Consider the following 19,359-nt stretch of genomic DNA (forward strand, 5'->3'; position numbering starts at 1 on the left):
GGATAATTATCCCCCTACCGGCAACACAAACCAGAAGCAAGACCCCTTCCCTACCTCACTATCCACTCCGATGGTACCTCCCAACTGTTCTACAATGCTCTTGCTGATAGAAAGCCCCAATCCTGTGCCATGCACAAAGGTATTCAGCTTCACGAAACGGTCGAAAATCTCCTCCTGTCTTTCCGGCTCAATACCGATGCCCGTATCGGCAACATAAAAGCGCAAATGATTTTCATCGATCCGGTCATATCCCACACGGATACTACCAGTGGTGGTAAACTTGATGGCGTTATTCACAAAATTGGAAATGACCTGGTTCAAGCGGTTACGGTCGCTCACCATCCGGCACTCCGGCAGATGGCGGTCGAAGATAACCTCAACCCCCGGCTTCGCTTTCATCTGCATGGCGCGTACAATATCCTCGCATAGCAGATTCGCATCCAACTCTTTCTCCACAAAGTCAAAAGTACCCGCTTCAATCTTCGACAAGTCCAGAATATCGGAAATCAGTTGCAGCAGCAAGTCATTATTCTCCTCTACAATAGCCATGTATTGCTTCTTTTCCTCCACATCCTCCGTCTCGGCCATCATACTGGAAAAGCCGACTATCGCATTCAGCGGAGTACGTATCTCATGGCTCATATTGGCAAGGAAAGCACTCTTCAGGCGGTCTGCCATTTCTGCCTTCTCCTTGGCCTCAATCAACATAGTTTCCGTTTCTTTCAACTCCGTAATGTCATAGTTGACACCGATCAACTCTATCTGCCCGTTCTCCGGGTCATACAGATTGACGACGACATTCGTACGTATCCAGTTCCAGGCATGCTTCTCGCCCGGACGCTTGACACGCATTTCTCCCTTGAAGTGCTTAGCTTCACCGGCATGCGCCTTCCGGAAGAAGTCCAGCATGCGCTTCCTGTCATCGGGATGCATTTTCCCATAAACGCCCACAACGTCGGCCAATGGCGTGTTCTCATCCTCGCCCATATTCTTATACCATTGCTTGATGGCATAGCCTTTCCGATCCAGCAGATTCAGCTTGGCATAGCCCACTTTGGCGTAATCGGAGATGAGCAAGAAGAAGTTCTCGAAGTCGCAGATACGGCTCAATGCATCGATCCGCTCCGTATTATCTATATTAATCAGGGCATAACCGGTAAAGTTCCCCTTACTGTCATAAATCTTACTAACTTTGGTATAGAGGTTGATTATACCACTTCTGGCAGCAGGATAATAGCCGGAGGTACGTTCAAACGCATAGTCCAAGCGAAAATCAATACTATCTTCCGTCCGTATCCGCTCTACCAACTGGAGAGGGAGATTGGGATTCATAAACAGATTGACTCCGATCACATCCGATTTATCCCGAACACCGAAAATCTCCATATCCTCGTTGTTGATATCTACCATATAGCCGTCTTTGTCGTAAATCTCCACCCCGGCAGGTATATTGGTGAAGATATTGCGGAATAACTTCTCGCTACGGTCCAGCGCCTGATGTGCCTGTATAGTCTCCGTAGTGTCCAGGAACAAAGCAACCACCTCATTCTTTTCGGGCGAGTACATCACGACATGGCATACTCTACCGGTACGTTCAAAGGAGAGATCAAGTTCTTTATGCACCCCACTCTCCAAGATTTCAATCAATAGCTCCAGTCTGGACGTTGCATCACTATAGATGGTAGAAGCCACTCTCCCCACATATTCCGACACCTCTGTTCCTAAGAAATCAGAGAGTATCTGGTTAGCATCCGTTATACGATAATCACAAGGCTTATCCTCCTTATCGCGCACAATGGACATACGTACATATCCCAAAGGCATATAACGGAATAGATTGCCGAGGAAACTCCGTTCGCGAATCGCCTCATCTTTTGCCTTGCGCAGTTCAATGCAGATGCTGATTATATTGGACAGAGAGTTCAACCATTGATAGTCTTCATTGGACCACAATACATGGCGGTCCACCAAATCCACCCCCATATATCCCCACACCTGATCGTCTGTAACCAGCGGGACAACCATAAGAGACTTGATGTTCTGCCTGGACAACACTTCATATTCGCCAAATGCATCTTTGGGCAACTGGCTCAGCGATTCCAGCAGAATAGGTTTTTGTGCCAGAATCTGCGACGTCCACCATGGGATAGACTCAGTAGATAGTTTCTGTAAATCATTAATCTCCGGAGGAACACCTGCAGCTACCACCTCATAAGTGCAATCCTGATACTGATAGGACTCATCGTACTCGAATATATATACGCGGCCACCGTGAAAGAAATCGAGAATATCTCTCAATATCTCATAAATGCCCGATCCCATCTCTTCATCCTTCAAGAAACGGAATAAAGAACGGGAAATGGAGTTTTGACGATACAACAAATCATTGACACGCTGTGCTGCTGTCTTTTCCCGTTCATCTTCAGGTACTTCCACACGCTGCAACACGCCGAAAGTTTTTATTGGTGTTCCATCCGGCAAGCGTTCTTTATATCCTACACGCGAATGTACCCACACAACGCCCTCGGCAGAATTAATAGGAAAAGTCTGTTCGTAAACCTCCAGATTCTGTGCAAATGCAAATTCACGGGCGATGCGAACCCGGTAGTCCTCACGTATCATCTGATAGAAGTCCTCAAAAGTCAATGTATCTCCTTCTATTCCGAACAAATCACGCACATATTCGGAACAGAGATATTGTTTTGAGGAAAAATCAGCTTCCCACCATCCTATTCTCCCTAAAGTGGAGAGCCGGCGAAAGCGCTCACTATCATCGTAAGTAGAAGTTGCCATGTCTTTACAATTGAATTTAGATACAAATGTAGCCATAAAACTCCAATAAGCAATTCTTAGTATTTCTTTTTTATGATATCATTGCAAAGTCGCCGCAATACACTTGTTAAATCAAGTAACAAATTCGTAACGCTTATGAAAAAGAAACGTATGCCAGACGTATTGCCTCCGTAACATGATTGCCTCATCTTTGCAGCGAATTAAGAAACGTATATAAAAGATGAGCATGAAATTAGATTTAGGAAAGATTCTATTCCTTATTTTATTACTTACCCTCTCTACGATGGCTGCCTTTGCCGGAAACATCAAAGGAACCATTACAGACAAGCAAACCCGAGAGCCACTGACGGGAGCTACTGTACAAATCGTCGGTACAACCCAAGGCGCCGTGGCAGACATGGACGGAAATTATTCGCTGGACCTCAATAACGGCACCTATACGCTGGCCGTGAAATATATAGGATATAAAGATATAACAATGCCGGGCGTGAAAGTAACCCAAGCAGGCATCACGCTGAACTTCGAAATGGAAAGCGACGCACAGTCGCTGGGAGAGGTCTCCGTCACCGCCGTTGCCAAGAAGAACAATGAAATAGCCCTGATGCAGGAACAACGCCGCAGCCTCGTGGTGCAGAGCGGTGTATCCGCCCAGCAGATAGCCAAAACGCAGGATAAGGATGCATCCGAAGTCATCAAGCGTGTGCCGGGCGTCTCCATTATCGACGAGAAGTTCGTGATGGTGCGCGGATTATCTCAGCGATATAACAACGTATGGATGAACGGTAGCGCCGTGCCCAGTTCCGAAGCCGACTCACGCGCCTTCTCGTTCGACATCATCCCCTCCTCGCAACTCGACAACATGGTCATCATCAAGAGTCCCGCACCGGAATATCCGGCCGACTTCACCGGAGGATTTATCCTGATAAACACCAAGGATATGCCCGGCAGCAATAGCTTCAACATCTCCGTAGGAACCAGCATCAATGACCAGACGCACTTCAAGGACTTCCTTCACAGTCGGGGCAGTAGCATGGATTGGCTGGGCTTCGGTGACGGATTCCGTAACCTGAACGCCGGGATGAAGGGAAAGTTAAATCCCTATCCAAACCAAGAAAGTGCCAAAAACCCTCCCATGGACATCCTGAACAACGGACTGAACAACGACTGGACAGTGAAAAACAAGAAACCCATTGGAGACTTGAAGTTGAACCTCAGCTACAATCGGCGCTGGGAAATGGAAAGCGGACGCATCCTCGGCATGCTGGCTGCCGTGAACTACAGCAATACCTACAAAACTTATCTCGACATGGAGAACTCGCTCTACGGCCCATACGACACCACCAACGACAAGCAAGTCTTCATGCGTAAGGCCACAGATAATCAGTATAGCAATGATGTCCGTCTGGGTGCCCTGCTCAACTTCACCTTCCAACCCCGGAGCACCAACCACCGCTACGAGTGGAAAAACATCTTCAACCAGATAGCCAAAGACCGCTACTCGGAACGTGTCGGCTTCAACGCACAGCCGGATGAGATTAACACCATGGAATATTACTACTCCACCCGGACCACTTACAATACACAGTTCACCGGTAAGCATACCTTTGCCAACAACGACAGTTTCGATTGGAGCGTGGGCTATGCGTATGCCAACCGTAATCTGCCCGACCGCCGCCTCATCGAACGCGATGACCGGAACGGCGCAATGGCTCTCAGCGACGTCAGCCGCGAGTTCATCAAGTTGGACGAACACATCGCTTCGGCCAACGCCAACTATCGCCACGACTTCCAGTTGGGCGAGATAGCCCCCAGCCTCAAGGCCGGTTTCTACGGCGAATACCGCACACGTACCTACAATACACGTGTCCTCAGGTATTTCTGGAACCCTACCAACACACTGCCCAAAGACTTTGAGTACGATGAGGATGTGGTCCACAATATCCTAATTGACTCTAACTACGGTGTCGACAAGATATATATGAAAGAGGACATCAACTACATGAATAACTACGAAGGTAAGAATACGCAACTCTCCGGCTACGTCGGCATCAATGTTCCCATCAGTGCTTTCAGCATCTATGCCGGTGTCCGCTACGAGTACGACCGTCAGGAACTGATAATGAACACCAAGCAAGGCGAAGAGAGTAAACGCAGTACCTTCTACGATTACAAGGATCTGTTTCCCTCCGTAAATGCCACCTACAAGCTGAACGAGAAGCACCAACTCCGCCTGGCCTACGGCAAGTCGGTAAACCGTCCCGAGTTCCGCGAACTCTCCACTTCGGTCTATTATGACTTCGACCTGGGCAGTGGCGTGCTGGGCAATGCAGACTTGAAAGCAGCCTACATACAGAACGTTGATTTACGCTATGAATGGTATCCCAGCAACGGCGAACAAATATCAGTGGCCCTGTTCTACAAGCATTTCGAAAACCCCATCGAATGGACCTACACCATGACGGGCGGCACCAATCCCCTTTACTCTTATCTCAATGCCAAAGGCGCTAATAACTATGGCGTAGAAGTGGATATCCGCAAGAACCTCGACTTCATCGGCATGAGAAACTTCAGCCTCAGCTTCAACGGCGCCTGGATCAAGAGCAAGGTACAGTTCAATGAAGGTACCAACAACATCGACCGTCCCATGCAGGGACAGTCCCCCTACCTCATCAACCTCGGCCTTTTCTACAACAATACGGAGAGTGGCTGGAATGCCGCCGTGCTCTACAACCGCATCGGCAAGCGCATCATCGGCGTGGGCAACCGCTACGGAAGCTCCTCCGAGGGCGATGCACGAAACATCCCCAACTCGTACGAAATGCCGCGCAACTCCATCGACCTCTCACTAAGCAAGAAGTGGGGAAAGTTGGAAATCAAGGCTGCCATACGCGACCTGCTTGCCGAGCGCTACTACTTCAAGCAATTTGAAGATGTGAAGGTGAACGGGCAGGCACGCACCATCGAGGAAGTGACCCGCAGCTACAAACCGGGACGCAACTACAACTTGACAATAGGTTATAGCTTTTAATATATATCGAGACTAACAGTTTAAGAAAACAAGTTCCAAAAACTAAGAAGTATGAAAATTGAAATTAGAAAGTTTGGTTGGACACTCATGATGTGTGCAGCCATTGCAATGGGAGGTCTGATGACCGCATGTTCCAGCGACGACGATAACAACAACGGCGGCGGAGACGGAGGAGATGATCTCAAAGATCCTGAAGTAACCTACAAAGGAACAACAGCCTCCAGTACCGGCATCTTGTTCAATAAAGGAACCGAGTTGGGTAACGGTGACCAGAATTTTGAATTCACCGGTGACGTGACACTGACCAAAGGCACTTACCTGCTGAAAGGCTGGGTATATGTAAGCGCAGGTGCCAAATTGCGCATTCCGGCAGGGACCATCATCAAAGGTGACCGCGACACCAAAGCAGCCCTCATCATCGAACCGGGTGGATATGCCGAAATCATAGGAACCAAGAACGAACCGGTAGTGATGACTTCCGAACAAGAACCGGGCAAACGCAAGCCAGGTGACTGGGGTGGATTGATTATCTGCGGTAAAGCAAAGAATAACGAAGGAAACAAAGCCATCGAAGGTGGCCCGAGAACTACTCACGGCGGTAATGACGATGCAGACAATTCGGGTATATACCAATACATACGCGTAGAGTTTGCCGGCTATCCGTTCGAGAAAGACCAGGAGATCAATGGTATCACCTTCGGTTCCGTAGGTAGTGGCACTACAATCGACCACTTGCAGGTATCTTATTCTTGCGACGATTCTTACGAATGGTTTGGCGGATCTGCAAACTACAAATACCTGGTAGCTTACAAAGGTTGGGATGACGAATTTGATACAGACAACGGCTTCAGCGGCAACGTAGAATACTGTCTGTCTATCCGCGACCCACGTATCGCAGATACATCACAGAGCAACGGTTTCGAAAGTGACAATAATGCAAGCGGTGCGGAAACAGAACCGTTTACTACTGCTACCTTCAAGCACGTGACCTTCATTGGACCGGCAACGGCTAAGAATGCAGATTTCCAAAATACAGCAGATTACATCAACGGTGGCGGTCTTGCTCCGACCGACCTTGACAAGTCTAACCCAACACTGGGTAAATTCCAATCGGCCATGCAGATACGCCGCAGCAGCAAGCTGAATGTAGAGAATGTTTTGGCAGTAGGTTATCCTATCGGCCTGATTGTAGACGGTGAGAAGGGTAGTACTCCCAAGTATGCCAAAGATGGTCTGTTTACGCTGAAGAACATCGTCTTTGCAGGTATGGGTGTAGTTGGCTCTGACGGTAACAAAATCTATGAAGACCATCTGTCTACCGATGGCAAGACCATCGCAGATGCCAGCCGCGTATCCTTCTCTCACGAGTTCTTTGTAAACGACGGCACGTTCGGTACTACCTACAGCAACTCCATCAACAACCAAATAATGGAAGAAGCAGCCCTCGGCCTGACCGACCCGATGAAGACCGGTCAGAACTACTGCCCGAGCGCAATTATCTCCGACGGCAACGGCGGTTACATCGGTGCCTTCAAGGATGCCAGCGACAACTGGCTGGAAGGCTGGACGAACTTCGATCCGCAGAATACAGTATATTAATTACCTGAAGCTTCTATTAAAGCAAGAGCAGCCTGCACGACTTCGGTCATGATGCAGGCTGCTTTTCTATTTCCGTAAGCAAACAGCCCTCACTTTCCTTCCACACCTTCCTGCAACTTTCCCCTCTGTTCTTTTGTTCTTTCAACAGGAAAGAGTTACTTTTGTCACATCCTCTCTTCTACAGAAGGTAAATAAAAAGAAAAGCGATGATGGAAAATGTAAAAGAAATCCCCTACGGTGTCTCCAACTTTGTAGAGGTAGTGGAGCAGAACCAGTATTACGTAGACAAAACCATGTACCTCCCCCTGCTGGAGCAGCAACCCAACAATCTGTTCTTTATCCGTCCGCGCCGCTTCGGCAAGAGCATCTTCCTGAGCATGCTCCGCCCCTACTACGACATCGCTCAGAAAGAGGAGTTCGAGAGCCGCTTCGGCAACTTATGGATAGGAAGCTGCCCCACACCCTTGCAAGGGAAGTTCCAGATCGTATATATGGATTTCTCCCGCATCGGCGGCATGGACAACGACCTTTCCAAGAACTTCGATGATTACTGCTGCCTGGTGATGAACAACTTCGCCTTCATCTACGAACCCTACTACTATCCCGGCTTTGCCGCCGACATGAAGCAGCAGACCGGCTCCAACAACAAACTGAACTTCCTGAACATGCAGGCGCTGAATTACCATGCAAGGCTCTACCTCATCATCGACGAATACGACAACTTCACCAACATCTTCCTCAACGAACAGGGAGAAGAAGTCTACCATGCCCTGACCCATGCCAGCGGTTTCTACCGCGAAGTGTTCAAAAAGTTCAAAGGCATGTTCGAGCATATCTTCATGACCGGCGTCAGCCCCGTCACATTGGACGACTTGACCAGCGGATTCAACATCGGCTGGAACATCAGTACCGAGCCTCAATTCAACATGATGCTGGGATTCAGTGAGACGGATGTACGTGAGATGTTCCAATATTACAAAGATGCAGAGCAGTTACCGGCTGATGCAGACATCGAGGCGATGATTCGGGAAATGAAACCATGGTATGACAACTACTGCTTCGCAGAAGAGAGTCTGGATTGCGATCCTAAGATGTTCAACTGTGACATGGTGCTCTATTACCTGCGCAACTACATAAACTTGGGCAGGCCTCCCAAAGAAATGATCGACCCCAACACCCGCACGGACTACAACAAGATGAAGAAGCTCATCCAACTGGACAAACTGGATGGTGACCGCAAGGGCGTGTTGCGCAAAATCGCCGAAGAAGGGGAGATCGTTACAACCTTATTCAACACCTTCCCCGCCGCCGAGATTGCCAATCCCGAGATATTCCCCAGCCTGCTCTTCTACTATGGCATGCTGACCATCACCGCACGCCGCGGAAGTTATCTGGTATTGAGCATTCCCAACAACAACGTGCGCAAGCAGTATTATGAATACATGTTGGAAGAATACCAAACCAACCGCTACATCAGCCTCAATAATTTAGGTCTGATGTTCTACGACATGGCCTACGACGGCCATTGGCGCGAATCCCTGGAAGCCATCGCCCACGCCTATAAAGAGAACTCCTCCGTGCGTAGTGCCATCGAGGGCGAACGCAACATCCAAGGCTTCTTCACCGCCTACCTCAGCATAAACGCCTACTACCTGCTGGCACCGGAAGTGGAACTGAATCATGGTTTCTGCGACCTCTTCCTGATGCCCGACCTGCAACACTACGAAGTGGCACACAGCTACATCATAGAACTGAAATACCTTTCTACCAAAGATACGGAGGCAAAAGCCGAAGCACAATGGCAGGAAGCAGTGACGCAAATCAAAGGATATGCCGAAGGCCCGCGCGTAAAACAGCTGATACAGCACACCACCCTGCACTGCATCGTGATGCAATTTCGCGGACACGAATTGAAGAGGATGGAAGAAGTCGGTTAAGCCTTCTTTTGTTTCTTCAGTTCCTTCTTCAAGTCGTGCACCTGCATGCTGAATAAATCCAGATAGCGGTAGATGCGCGCCATGAACTCCTTGGATGCCCGGAAGCAGATGCGTGTGATGCGCACCTTGTCTGCGGTGCAATCTTCTATCCGCTCCACCGGTTCGCTGGTCATGGCAGGAAAGAAGTTACCCAAACCTTTGATATTCACGGTGCGGCCGCTTGCCAGGAAATCGGCTATCACGTCCGGTAGCTGTACCAGCACAGAGTAAGCATCGCCCGCCTGCAAGGAACTTACTTCGGCCAGACGTCTGGCTATCTCTTCGTTGCTCACCGGTTCGGGTTGAACCACTTTGGATGCGGCATAGTAGCGCACCACTTCCTTGTCTCCACTCTTGTCCACCTTCTTGCGGACCACATAATTCATTGCCATAGTTGTTCTTTCATTTTATTGTTCTGCACGGCAAACATAAGGACCTAGCCCCCAACAGTCCATACCTTTACCCCTCACACATTACGATCGAGAGGCTAAAAGACCCGGATGTTTTACCCCAAAAGATGGGGATCTTTTCAGGTAAAAGATGGGGATGTTTTACCCCAAAACATCCGGGTGTTTTCTGGGAAAAGGCGGGGATGTTCTGCCCTCACAGTATACGACTCAAAGGTACTAAGTCCTGGGGAGAAATGCAATAAGTATAGGACTTTAATGGGCAAGAAAAGGAATGGGGTGAACGCCGGAAACCGTTTCAAGACAGCGCCCGCTGGAAATCCCTGCCCGACGGTGACTGGAACACCTGCAAGTCGAACTCCGGAATAATGGCCAGCACATGGTCGAAAACATCGGCCTGCACACCTTCGTATGGCACCCACTCCTTGATGGCAGAGAAGAAGTAAAGTTCCATCGGGATGCCGTGATCGGTAGGTTGCAATTGGCGCACCATGCAGGTCAGCCCCTGGTTGATGTCGGGGCGGCTCTTCAAGTAGGCGGTAAGATATGCGCGGAATACGCCCAGGTTGGTCTGGCGGCGACCGTTGACGAGGATGGAGTTGTCGATGTCGTGTTCCTCATTATAGTCTTTTATCACTTGCTCCGTCTTTTCAACGTAGTCCTTCAGCAGGAGTATCTTGCGATATTTAGCCAGCATCTCCGGAGTGCAGAACTTAACGCTGGTCATGTCGATATTGATGCTGCGCTTCACACGACGCCCGCCACTCTCCTGCATACCGCGCCAGTTCTGGAAGGAATCGCTGACGAGCAGGTAAGGGGGAATGGTGGTGATGGTGTTGTCCCAGTTGCGCACCTTGACGGTGTTCAGGGTTACTTCTATCACTGTACCGTCGGCGCCATACTTGGGCATGGCAATCCAGTCTCCCACCTTCAGCATGTCGTTGGCGGAGAGCTGTACGCCGGAGACAAAGCCCATGATGCTGTCCTTGAAGACCAGCATCAGGATGGCTGCGGAAGCACCCAAGCCTGCCAACAGAGAGACAGGCGACTTATTGATAAGAATGCTGACTACGATGATAGCGCCCACAAACCAAAGAACGACTTGCACAGTTTGCAGCATTCCCTTCAACGGGCGGTTGCGGAATTGCTCTTTCTCGCTATACACCGTATAGATGGCTTTCAGAAAGGAGTTGATGAAACTCAGAAAAGTGATGATGAGATAAATGAGACACATGCGCTGTATGAAGCCCACAGTGGTCTGGCTTGTTTCCGCAAATGCAATGGGAATAAAGATATAAATAATAATGGGAGCCACCATGCGGCTGAGGTGTACCATCACTTTGCGGTCGAAGACGATATCGTCCCAGGTTGCCTTCGTCTGCTTCACCAAGTGGGCTACTGCTTTCAGCAGGATGTTGCGGCATACGGCATCGGCTATAAAAGTTACGATAAGGATTAGTGCAAAAGCAATGAACTGGTCGAGCCTATCTGCCCAAGAAGGAGATACTCCCAAAGAAATCAAAAACTCATCAATGTTCTTCAATATTTCCATAAGTCTAATTTATCATTTAACTACAACTTCTCTCTCCCCAGGAATTCCTCAATATCCTCTCTCAACCACTGATACAGATAAAGGTTCTTGTAACCGCTGTTTTTCTTCAGCATCAGGGAAACATTGACCTGACTGTTTTCATAACCCGTCAGCTCATTGCGGAACTGCTCGTTATGTTCGGCCAGACGCTTGATTTCCTCTTCCCGCTCACGACGCAGCACCGTACAGACGGGAGTAAGCACCTTCAAGACCACACAATCCATGATGTGATGGCCTTGTATATAAAGGTAAGTGGTATCGGGCGTCAGCCCCAACCGTTCCAACTCCTTGCCCAGGCGCTCCACCCGGTCTATATATTGCGGAAAGCGGGCCCGCAGTTCGGAGAGTTTGGCCGATACCGTCTGCTGCATCTCGTCCAGGCTGTGGTAGGGATGGCGGACATTGACCTCCCGCAAACGCACGCAGGCATTGAAGTCGTACATCGGGAAAGTATGCGTATCGCGCTGGCGGTAGAACCATACGTTCCACAGGAACAGCGGGTAGGCTATCTGCGAGTAGCGTTTCAAGAAGGCTGGGAAGTCCAGTATGGAACGGTCGTTCAGCGTAGCCTGCACACAAACCTCGTGAAGACTGTCGGCAAAGCAGTGGAAGTTCTCGATGGCATAGCCATAAGTCTGGAAGATATAGGGATTCCGATTTATCTTACGGGATACATTGGTGGCACCTTGCAGCAAGAGGTCGTAGTCGCTGTCTACACAAGCTATCAGGCTACGCCCTAACTCGGCTGTGTTCAGCGTATTCATCAGCACCATTTTCTTGCCTTTGGCCAGGGAGGTGGAGGAAGGAAGCATCACCTGGAAGTAACGCTCCTCGTTCTCGAACTCCGACAGCAGCGTCCGCCAGAAAGCAATGTCATCATAACTTTCCACATACGCCACAATGCGCCGGCGAGCCCTCTTCGGCGAAAGCTTGCGGGCAGCATCCAGATAGGCTGAAGTGAGATTATGTTTTAAAGAGGTTGCCATAGTTATCACCTCATCACTCTATTTTATATTGGTAGAAATCTCTTCCACTTCCGTCACTGCATCCAGCCAGCCTTCCATGATGACGGCGGGCGAGTGGGTGGTGAGGATGAGTTGAAGATTGGGATTCAATTCGCGTATCATGCCGATGAGCTTCTGTTGCCACTCGATGTGCAGGGAGGCTTCCGGCTCGTCCATGAAGAGGACGCAATGGTCGCCGTCGCGCACCAGCACGGTGAGCAGGATTACCAGCATCTGCTTCTCACCGGAAGAGAGTTTATAGGGCGGCAACCGTTCGCCGTCCTGGTAGAAGACGATTTCGTTGCTCTTGCGGTCTATCTTTTTGCGGGTATAGCTGAAGAGTTCGTCCATCATGTCCTGAAACTTACGCTTGGGAATGGACAGTGAGGATGCCAGGCTGCGCTGCTCTTCGTCTCCGTTGAGCAATTCTATCATCTTGTTGCCGATGTTCACCTGGTAGTCCAGATAGTGGCGTTGCAGGAGGTAGAGCTGCCAGTCCAGTTCGGACTTCACTTCGGGGTCGGCCATGCGGGCGGTGAAGTCGCCCATGATGAGAGGACGGTCGTAGCTGCGGATTACATCGTAAGGGATGAAGGTGGCCGCCGGATTGTCGAAGAAGACGTGCACGCCGTTCTTCTCGTCGCTCTTCACTTGGCCGGAGGTCTGTTCCAGGTAGTTGACCGAGCGGTTCAGGATAGTGGTCTTCCCCACTCCGTTGATGCCGGAAAGTATATTGACGTCGGGACGCAAATCCCAGGCAATATCGTACCGATGCCACAATCCGTGTATTTCGATACGTTTGATGTAATTGGCTTGTACTTCCATAGTTTCTCACTTTAAAAATCAAAAGCAAATATACGCGATAATATCAGATATCCCGCCCGCCGGATGGAAAAATCATGCTTCGCCCGGCAAATCGATGCAGAAACATGCACCGTCGTGATAAGAGGTATCAAGATAAATGGAGCCACCCAGACGGGTGATAATGAGACGGCAGGAGTAGAGCCCCAATCCGGTGCCCGGCATGAAATCATCCAACTTGGTGAAACGGTCGAAGATATATTCGGCCTTCTCCGCCGGGATACCGATGCCTGTATCGCTCACGGCAATACGGACTTTTCCCTCGACAACTGCCAGGCTTATGCGGATGATGCCGGTAGTGGTAAACTTCGCCGCATTGCTCAAGAGGTGCTCTACAACACGTTGCAGATATTGAACATTCGTCGTTACGGGGCATTTATCCAATGCGGATTCAAAAACGTAAGCGATGGCAGGGTTCTTTGATCTATCCCTGCATGCATCGAGAATCTCTACGCAAACCGGCAATACATCTACCCGCTCCATAGGGAACAATTCCAATGAACTGCTCAAATCCGACACTTGCAGGATATCCTCAAACAGTTCGGTCAGCTGGTTGGAGTTCTTTTCAATGATGGCCGGAAATTCTTCTTTGTCTTCCCGGCTCAGGTCTTCATTCAGCAGTAAGGTACTGAAACCGCAAATGGCATTCAGCGGGGTGCGTATCTCGTGGCACATGGACTGGAGGAATTCCGTCTTCATACGGTCGCTTGCCTTGGCACGCTCACTTTCCTCGGCCACTTTCTTGTTCGACAGGATCAATGCCTCTTTAGTTGCCTTCAGCCGTTTCGTCAACCGATATTGGTAGAGGCCATAGCAGGAAAATCAGCAGCAAGACAATAAGTACAACAAGAGCTATGCGGTGATAGCGTGTCTGGAGCTCGGCTTGTTCTATCTTTAGTTTGTCTACTTCGAACAATGAGCGCATTTCTGCCAGTTGCTTGTTGGTTTCTTCCACATGACTGTCTTCCATCAGGCTCGTATATTCCCAAAAGGCATCGAAGCCTTCTTTGTAGTGCTGTTTCCACTGGGTGATCAGATTGATTTTCTTTGCCAACAGTTCAGTCCTCCTGTTCCTGTCGGTCGTGTCTGTCTGCGCCAGCAACTTATCGACTGTCTGCATGGCAAGGTCGTACTGCCGGGTATAAAAGTAGTAGCGGAACGAAGAAGGCAGAAGCATGTCTTTGGTGCTTTCCGGGGCCTCGTCTTGATAGTATGCCTTCATTCGGGCGTAGACTTCGTCCATTCTTTCTCTGCCGATAACGTCTCCGAAGTAAAGCAGCTCACTGTAGACGCCCATACGCAGTGCTTCGCGACTGCGGTTACGGAGGTAAACGCGACGCTTATAAAAAGGTAATTCGAACTGATTGTCGTACAGTTGCTCCAACTGCTCGAGAGCCTCCACAGCTTTTACTGTTTCATCGGTCTTTCCTTCGGCACGGAGCAGGTACTCAATGCGGGTCAGGTAATACCAGTCGAACTTATAGCTGACTTCAAAAGGCAAGTCACGAACCAGTTGATGAATATTTTGCAGATGAGTGATACGGTCTTCCGCACTGGTCACAGACGGTGCAAAGTAACTGACGCACTCCATTGCCGAACAAAGAATCATCTCCCACTGCACTTCCTGCGACTTGTCCGAAAGATTTGCTTCATGTTGCTTATACCGTGCAATCTCCTCGTTTGCTTCGTCAGCTTCGTCGGCCTCGTCCATCTTGCAAACAGAGGGAAAAGCCTTGAGCCATGCCATATAGAAGTCCTTATAGGGTCCCTTCAGATGCTCTTCTCCCATCCGCCAATAGTAGCGCAAGGAATCGGCATCGTCTTTGTAATCACGGCAAAGGATGTCAAGTGTTTCAAAAATGTAGGTCTGATCTTTTTGCCGGACGGCAAGTTCCAAGGCTTTCTTGATATAGGCAAGCTTGCCGGTCTCATCGTCGGACAAGTCATAGAGGTCGACATACAGTTCCATCTGCCGCCGCTTATCAACGGCACCATTTTGCAGTGTCTCCAGCAGATCCTTTTTAGTTTGATCGACATTGATTTCCCGGGCATCACCGCTTTGCAGGCAGAGAAGTATCAACCACGCAGTTGCTATGCTTCTTATCAAATAGTATTTCATATCCGGACGGTTTGTAAAGCTTGCCACTTTGTTGCAAATATAGAATAAATTGAAGGTAAGAGCAAGTTTATTTGCAAATTAGTTACCTTTGCCGCCGTTTCAAACAAAAAAGACTGTAATGAACAAAAACGTACAAGGGCATCTCTTCGCCCTTACTGCAAACATTTTATGGGGCTTGATGGCCCCTATCGGCAAGTCGGCTTTGGCCGAGTTCTCTGCGTTATCAGTTACCACTTTCCGCATGGTGGGAGCGGCAGCATGCTTCTGGTTGCTTTCCCTGTTCTGCAAGCGCGAACAGGTGGACCACCGGGATATGCTGAAGATATTCTTCGCTTCGCTCTTCGCACTGGTGTTCAATCAAGGGGTTTATATCTTCGGACTGTCCCTCACCTCTCCCATCGATGCTTCCATTGTGACTACGACGCTGCCCATCGTCACCATGATTGTGGCGGCGCTCTATCTGAAAGAGCCCGTTACGAACAAGAAGGTGCTGGGTATCTTTGTAGGAGCTATGGGTGCGCTGATACTAATCATAAGCAGCCAGAGTGCGGGTAGCGGTGGTGGTAGCCTCATCGGCGATTTGCTTTGCCTGGTAGCACAAATCAGTTTCTCCATCTACCTGACGGTGTTCAAAGGGTTGTCGCAGAAGTACTCGCCCGTGACGCTGAACAAGTGGATGTTTGTGTATGCATCGATGTGCTACATACCGTTCTCTTATCATGATGTAGCGGGCATAGAGTGGAACGGGATTTCTACGGCAGCACTGCTGCAAGCAGGATATGTAGTAGTGGGTGGCAGCTTCCTGGCGTATATCTGCATCATGACGGCACAAAGGCTGCTACGCCCCACGGTAGTGAGCATGTACAACTATATGCAACCGATTGTTGCCTCAACAGTGGCTATCATCTTAGGCTTGGGAGTATTCAACATGGAGAAGGGAATAGCTATAGCGCTGGTGTTCCTGGGGGTATATATTGTGACGCAGAGTAAGTCGAGAAAGGATTTTGAGAAGGAGGGGAAAGAAGTCTAAATGATAATTTAGGGGCGTGTGATAACAAGTGTATCTCAAACTCCTCCGCCTGAAAGGGGAGGTGCCCGCTTGCGGGCGGAGGGGTCTTACATAAATAGAAAGTAACTTTGTGCAAGTCCCTTCGGATGTGAAACCCCTCCGCCCTACGGGCACCTCCCCTTTCAGGCGGAGGAATTTGAGATACTCCCTAAATTCCCATTTATTTCTTCAGTTCTGCAAAATAAGTATCCAGCAATTTCTTGGCTGCTACGAACGAGGTGAGATTGCCTTGCAGTACCTGGTTTTCTTTATCGGCCAGCATGGCTTCGATGGCAGGATTGTGGTAGAAGCTGTCGCGAAGCTGCTCGTTGATGGTTTCGTACATCCAGTATTTGCTTTGCTCGTTACGGCGGTATTCGAAGTAGCCGTTCTCTTTTACAAAGTCGATGTACTTGTACACCATGTCCCAAACTTCCTTCACGCCGAGGTTGTAGAAACCGGAATAGGTAAGTACCTGCGGGGTCCAGCCGCTTTCGGGAGCGGGGAAGAGGTGCAGGGCGTTGCGGAACTGAGAGGCGGCCAGCTTGGCACGTTCCAGGTTGTCGCCGTCGGCTTTGTTGATGACGATGCCGTCGGCCATTTCCATGATGCCGCGCTTGATGCCTTGCAGTTCGTCGCCCGTGCCGGCAAGCTGAATCAACAGGAAGAAGTCTACCATGGAGTGCACGGCAGTCTCGCTCTGGCCTACGCCTACGGTCTCGACGAATATCTTATCGAATCCGGCAGCTTCGCAAAGCACAATCGTTTCGCGCGTCTTGCGTGCCACGCCACCCAATGAACCGGCCGAGGGGCTGGGACGAATGAATGATTTGGGATGGACGGAAAGTTTCTCCATACGGGTCTTGTCGCCCAGTATGCTACCCTTGCTGCGTTCGCTACTGGGGTCGATGGCGAGGACGGCAAGTTTGCCGTCGTATTTCTCGAGCACGTGCAGGCCGAATACGTCGATAGAGGTACTCTTGCCTGCGCCCGGCACACCACTGATGCCGATACGGATGGAGTTGCCCGAATAGGGCAGACACTTTTCTATCACCTCCTGCGCTATGGCCTGGTGATCCTGCTTTACGCTTTCTACCAGCGTGACGGCGCGACTCAGCACCGTGACATCGCCCTTCACAATACCTTCCACATAGTCGGCTACGGAGAGTTCGCGCTTCTTGCTACGCTTCAGATAGGGGTTGACAGACGACGGTTGCTCAATGCCTGCATTGACAACCAAGCCTTTGTAGGCTTCGTTATTTTCGGGATGTTCCATGGTTTATTCTGCTTTGATGTTTATCTCTACTTTGGGTTGCATCGGGTCGTTGGTAATGATCAACAGACGCAGATGGCGGCGCTTCTTGCCGATGCTCTTCTTATCCACCGTGACGCGCAGACGGGTGCTTTCGCCGGGTTGCAGGATGCTCTTCTTGAGGTTGGCTCCCACGGCTGGATGGAACACCTGGAGCTTGCTGATCTGCAAAGGAGAGCGTCCGGTGTTGGTGATAGTAATGTCTTGGCGTGCCTTCGATTTCTTGGCCAGTATCGGACTCATATCGATATTGGTGGCGGACAGCTGGATGGCAGGAGCGTTGGCTTTTTCCGTCGCGGTCATTCCCGAGAAGTCGGGCAAGAGGATGGCGGAAACGGGTATTTCGTTTTCATCGCCTACTTTGTCGCCGGCAAAGCGTGCCAGGTAGACGGAGGCTTGGGTCAATCCCAGGTCGGTCAGCTTCTCGGAGTTCAGGGTGAGGGTGATGACACCGCGCTCGCCTTTCTGCAGAACGTTGGGCTTGACTTCCATTTGCAGGTAGGGGGGCAGATGCATGAGGACGGGCTCGTAGGGACGATCGGAGAGGTTGACAACGCCGATATGGATGACGGGCTGTTCGCCGTGCTGCATGTCGGGGAAGTCGAGGCTGTTCCGGTCGAGGCGTATCTGTCCGATGAGGTAAGGATGAGTCTTGCTGAAGTCTTTAATTTCCTGCACCACCTCACCGTTGAACTTCAGATAAACGAGATGGGGCTGGGCGTTGGTGTAGATGGCGACAGATTTCTGGAAATGTCCCAGTGCCTTGGCATCGAAAGTGACGCTGACGGTACCTTTGGCACCCGGGGCGATGGGAGTCTTGGTCCATTGGGCTACGGAGCAGGCGCAGTCGGGCTCTACTTCGGTCAGCACCAGGGGTTGGTCGCCGGTGTTGGTGATGGTGTATTGCACGGTAGAGGGGTGTTTCCATTCAATCTGCCCGAAGCTGTACATCTCGGTGTTGGAGGTGAAGCGTGGCTGTGCTACGAGAGCCGAAACCACTGCGACAAGGGCGTATAGGGTGATAAAGATACGTTTCATTTATTCTGTTTCTAAATTAGGATGCACAAAAATAGGGGTTTTCGGTGAGAGTACCAACTAATCTATAAATGATAATTTAGGGCATAGCCTGTCAGAGATGAGGGAAATGATTCGCAGTACTATCTAAACTCTCCCGCCTGAAAGGGGGAGTACCCCGAAGGGGGGAGGGGGTCTAGCATAAGCAGAGAGTAACTTTGCAATATATAAGTCCCTGCGGATGTAAGACCCCTCCGCCCTACGGGCACCTCCCCTTTCAGGCGGAGGAATTTGAGATACTCCGCTAAATTCCCATTTAGCTCATAACCTGTCCGGAAATGAAGTAAATGATAATTCGCCGAAGGGGGCTGCGCCACAGGCGGAGCCGACCGAGACGTCGGCAGGGGGCACCGGAGTTCCCGCGGAGGTGTCCGACAGCAATTTCACCTCCACCGGAGCTCCCGCGGAGGTTTCCGACATCAATTTTACCTCCACCGGAGCTCCCGCGGAGGTTTCCGACATCAATTTTACCCCCACCGGAGCTCCCGTGGAGGTTTCCGACATCAATTTCACCTCCACGAGAGCTCAATTACTAACAGCAGTTAAC

14 protein-coding genes are annotated in these 19,359 nt (G+C 50.2%); 4 read left to right on the forward strand and 10 right to left on the reverse strand.

Features of this window, described 5'->3' with window-relative positions; translation table 11 throughout:
• Window positions 1-6: 6 nt before the first annotated feature.
• A complete protein-coding gene (locus AAE250_RS10105; RefSeq protein WP_294598142.1) occupies window positions 7-2,793 on the reverse strand; it encodes a sensor histidine kinase in 2,787 nt (928 codons plus the stop codon).
• A gap of 220 nt (window positions 2,794-3,013) precedes the next feature.
• On the opposite strand from AAE250_RS10105, the gene AAE250_RS10110 reads away from it, so the two are divergent.
• The 3 genes from AAE250_RS10110 (at window position 3,014) to AAE250_RS10120 (ending at window position 9,357) form a co-directional block, all read left to right on the forward strand.
• The gene (locus AAE250_RS10110) at window positions 3,014-5,821 is read left to right on the forward strand and encodes a TonB-dependent receptor (RefSeq protein ID WP_294598109.1); all 2,808 of its coding nucleotides are present in this window, start codon (window positions 3,014-3,016) and stop codon (window positions 5,819-5,821) included.
• Between the two features lie 51 nt (window positions 5,822-5,872).
• The gene (locus AAE250_RS10115) at window positions 5,873-7,420 is read left to right on the forward strand and encodes a hypothetical protein (RefSeq protein WP_294598111.1); all 1,548 of its coding nucleotides are present in this window, start codon (window positions 5,873-5,875) and stop codon (window positions 7,418-7,420) included.
• Between the two features lie 209 nt (window positions 7,421-7,629).
• Window positions 7,630-9,357 carry an ATP-binding protein gene (locus tag AAE250_RS10120; RefSeq protein ID WP_294598145.1) on the forward strand — a complete coding sequence of 576 codons (1,728 nt, stop codon included), beginning with the start codon at window positions 7,630-7,632 and terminating at the stop codon, window positions 9,355-9,357.
• Here AAE250_RS10120 and AAE250_RS10125 read toward each other — a convergent pair.
• The 6 genes from AAE250_RS10125 to AAE250_RS10150 all read right to left on the reverse strand — a co-directional run bounded on the left by AAE250_RS10125 (window position 9,354) and on the right by AAE250_RS10150 (window position 15,378).
• Window positions 9,354-9,788 (reverse strand): HU family DNA-binding protein, encoded by a 435-nt coding sequence (locus AAE250_RS10125; protein WP_294598113.1) that lies wholly within the window; start codon window positions 9,786-9,788, stop codon window positions 9,354-9,356. The two genes, AAE250_RS10120 and AAE250_RS10125, sit on opposite strands and share 4 nt — an antisense overlap.
• A 313-nt stretch (window positions 9,789-10,101) precedes the next feature.
• Window positions 10,102-11,355: a mechanosensitive ion channel family protein gene (locus tag AAE250_RS10130; RefSeq protein ID WP_294598116.1), complete on the reverse strand. Its 1,254-nt coding sequence runs from the start codon at window positions 11,353-11,355 to the stop codon at window positions 10,102-10,104.
• A 20-nt stretch (window positions 11,356-11,375) separates the two neighbouring features.
• Window positions 11,376-12,380, reverse strand: coding sequence for a DUF4435 domain-containing protein (locus tag AAE250_RS10135; protein ID WP_294598118.1), 1,005 nt, complete (start codon window positions 12,378-12,380; stop codon window positions 11,376-11,378).
• A gap of 18 nt (window positions 12,381-12,398) precedes the next feature.
• Window positions 12,399-13,223, reverse strand: a complete 825-nt coding sequence (locus tag AAE250_RS10140) for an AAA family ATPase (RefSeq protein WP_294598120.1) — start codon at window positions 13,221-13,223, stop codon at window positions 12,399-12,401.
• 72 nt (window positions 13,224-13,295) lie between these two features.
• Window positions 13,296-14,051 (reverse strand): sensor histidine kinase, encoded by a 756-nt coding sequence (locus AAE250_RS10145; protein WP_294598122.1) that lies wholly within the window; start codon window positions 14,049-14,051, stop codon window positions 13,296-13,298.
• Window positions 14,026-15,378: a hypothetical protein gene (locus AAE250_RS10150; RefSeq protein WP_294598124.1), complete on the reverse strand. Its 1,353-nt coding sequence runs from the start codon at window positions 15,376-15,378 to the stop codon at window positions 14,026-14,028. The genes AAE250_RS10145 and AAE250_RS10150 overlap by 26 nt, the downstream gene beginning before the upstream one ends.
• A gap of 118 nt (window positions 15,379-15,496) precedes the next feature.
• Between AAE250_RS10150 and AAE250_RS10155 the strand changes: the two genes are divergently transcribed.
• The gene (locus AAE250_RS10155; RefSeq protein WP_294598126.1) at window positions 15,497-16,408 is read left to right on the forward strand and encodes a DMT family transporter; all 912 of its coding nucleotides are present in this window, start codon (window positions 15,497-15,499) and stop codon (window positions 16,406-16,408) included.
• Between the two features lie 199 nt (window positions 16,409-16,607).
• Here AAE250_RS10155 and meaB read toward each other — a convergent pair whose 3' ends face one another.
• The 3 genes from meaB to AAE250_RS10170 all read right to left on the reverse strand — a co-directional run bounded on the left by meaB (window position 16,608) and on the right by AAE250_RS10170 (window position 19,316).
• Window positions 16,608-17,702: a methylmalonyl Co-A mutase-associated GTPase MeaB gene (meaB, locus tag AAE250_RS10160; RefSeq protein WP_294603397.1), complete on the reverse strand. Its 1,095-nt coding sequence runs from the start codon at window positions 17,700-17,702 to the stop codon at window positions 16,608-16,610.
• A 3-nt stretch (window positions 17,703-17,705) separates the two neighbouring features.
• On the reverse strand, window positions 17,706-18,776 hold the full coding sequence (locus tag AAE250_RS10165; RefSeq protein ID WP_294603399.1) for a DUF1573 domain-containing protein: 1,071 nt from the start codon (window positions 18,774-18,776) through the stop codon (window positions 17,706-17,708).
• A 297-nt stretch (window positions 18,777-19,073) separates the two neighbouring features.
• The gene (locus tag AAE250_RS10170; protein ID WP_294603402.1) at window positions 19,074-19,316 is read right to left on the reverse strand and encodes a hypothetical protein; all 243 of its coding nucleotides are present in this window, start codon (window positions 19,314-19,316) and stop codon (window positions 19,074-19,076) included.
• Window positions 19,317-19,359: the final 43 nt, after the last annotated feature.

The sequence above is a fragment of the Bacteroides sp. GD17 genome (assembly GCF_038448625.1).
In the GTDB taxonomy this organism is placed as follows: Bacteria; Bacteroidota; Bacteroidia; order Bacteroidales; family Bacteroidaceae; genus Bacteroides.

Excerpts from the sequence above, each read along its gene's own strand:
- AAE250_RS10105 (WP_294598142.1), bottom strand. The coding sequence starts at position 2,793 with ATGGCAACTTCTACTTACGATGATAGTGAGCGCTTTCGCCGGCTCTCC.
- AAE250_RS10110 (WP_294598109.1), top strand. The coding sequence starts at position 3,014 with ATGAGCATGAAATTAGATTTAGGAAAGATTCTATTCCTTATTTTATTA.
- AAE250_RS10115 (WP_294598111.1), top strand. The coding sequence starts at position 5,873 with ATGAAAATTGAAATTAGAAAGTTTGGTTGGACACTCATGATGTGTGCA.
- AAE250_RS10120 (WP_294598145.1), top strand. The coding sequence starts at position 7,630 with ATGGAAAATGTAAAAGAAATCCCCTACGGTGTCTCCAACTTTGTAGAG.
- AAE250_RS10125 (WP_294598113.1), bottom strand. The coding sequence starts at position 9,788 with ATGGCAATGAATTATGTGGTCCGCAAGAAGGTGGACAAGAGTGGAGAC.
- AAE250_RS10130 (WP_294598116.1), bottom strand. The coding sequence starts at position 11,355 with ATGGAAATATTGAAGAACATTGATGAGTTTTTGATTTCTTTGGGAGTA.
- AAE250_RS10135 (WP_294598118.1), bottom strand. The coding sequence starts at position 12,380 with ATGGCAACCTCTTTAAAACATAATCTCACTTCAGCCTATCTGGATGCT.
- AAE250_RS10140 (WP_294598120.1), bottom strand. The coding sequence starts at position 13,223 with ATGGAAGTACAAGCCAATTACATCAAACGTATCGAAATACACGGATTG.
- AAE250_RS10150 (WP_294598124.1), bottom strand. The coding sequence starts at position 15,378 with ATGAAATACTATTTGATAAGAAGCATAGCAACTGCGTGGTTGATACTT.
- AAE250_RS10155 (WP_294598126.1), top strand. The coding sequence starts at position 15,497 with ATGAACAAAAACGTACAAGGGCATCTCTTCGCCCTTACTGCAAACATT.
- meaB (WP_294603397.1), bottom strand. The coding sequence starts at position 17,702 with ATGGAACATCCCGAAAATAACGAAGCCTACAAAGGCTTGGTTGTCAAT.
- AAE250_RS10165 (WP_294603399.1), bottom strand. The coding sequence starts at position 18,776 with ATGAAACGTATCTTTATCACCCTATACGCCCTTGTCGCAGTGGTTTCG.
- AAE250_RS10170 (WP_294603402.1), bottom strand. The coding sequence starts at position 19,316 with ATGTCGGAAACCTCCACGGGAGCTCCGGTGGGGGTAAAATTGATGTCG.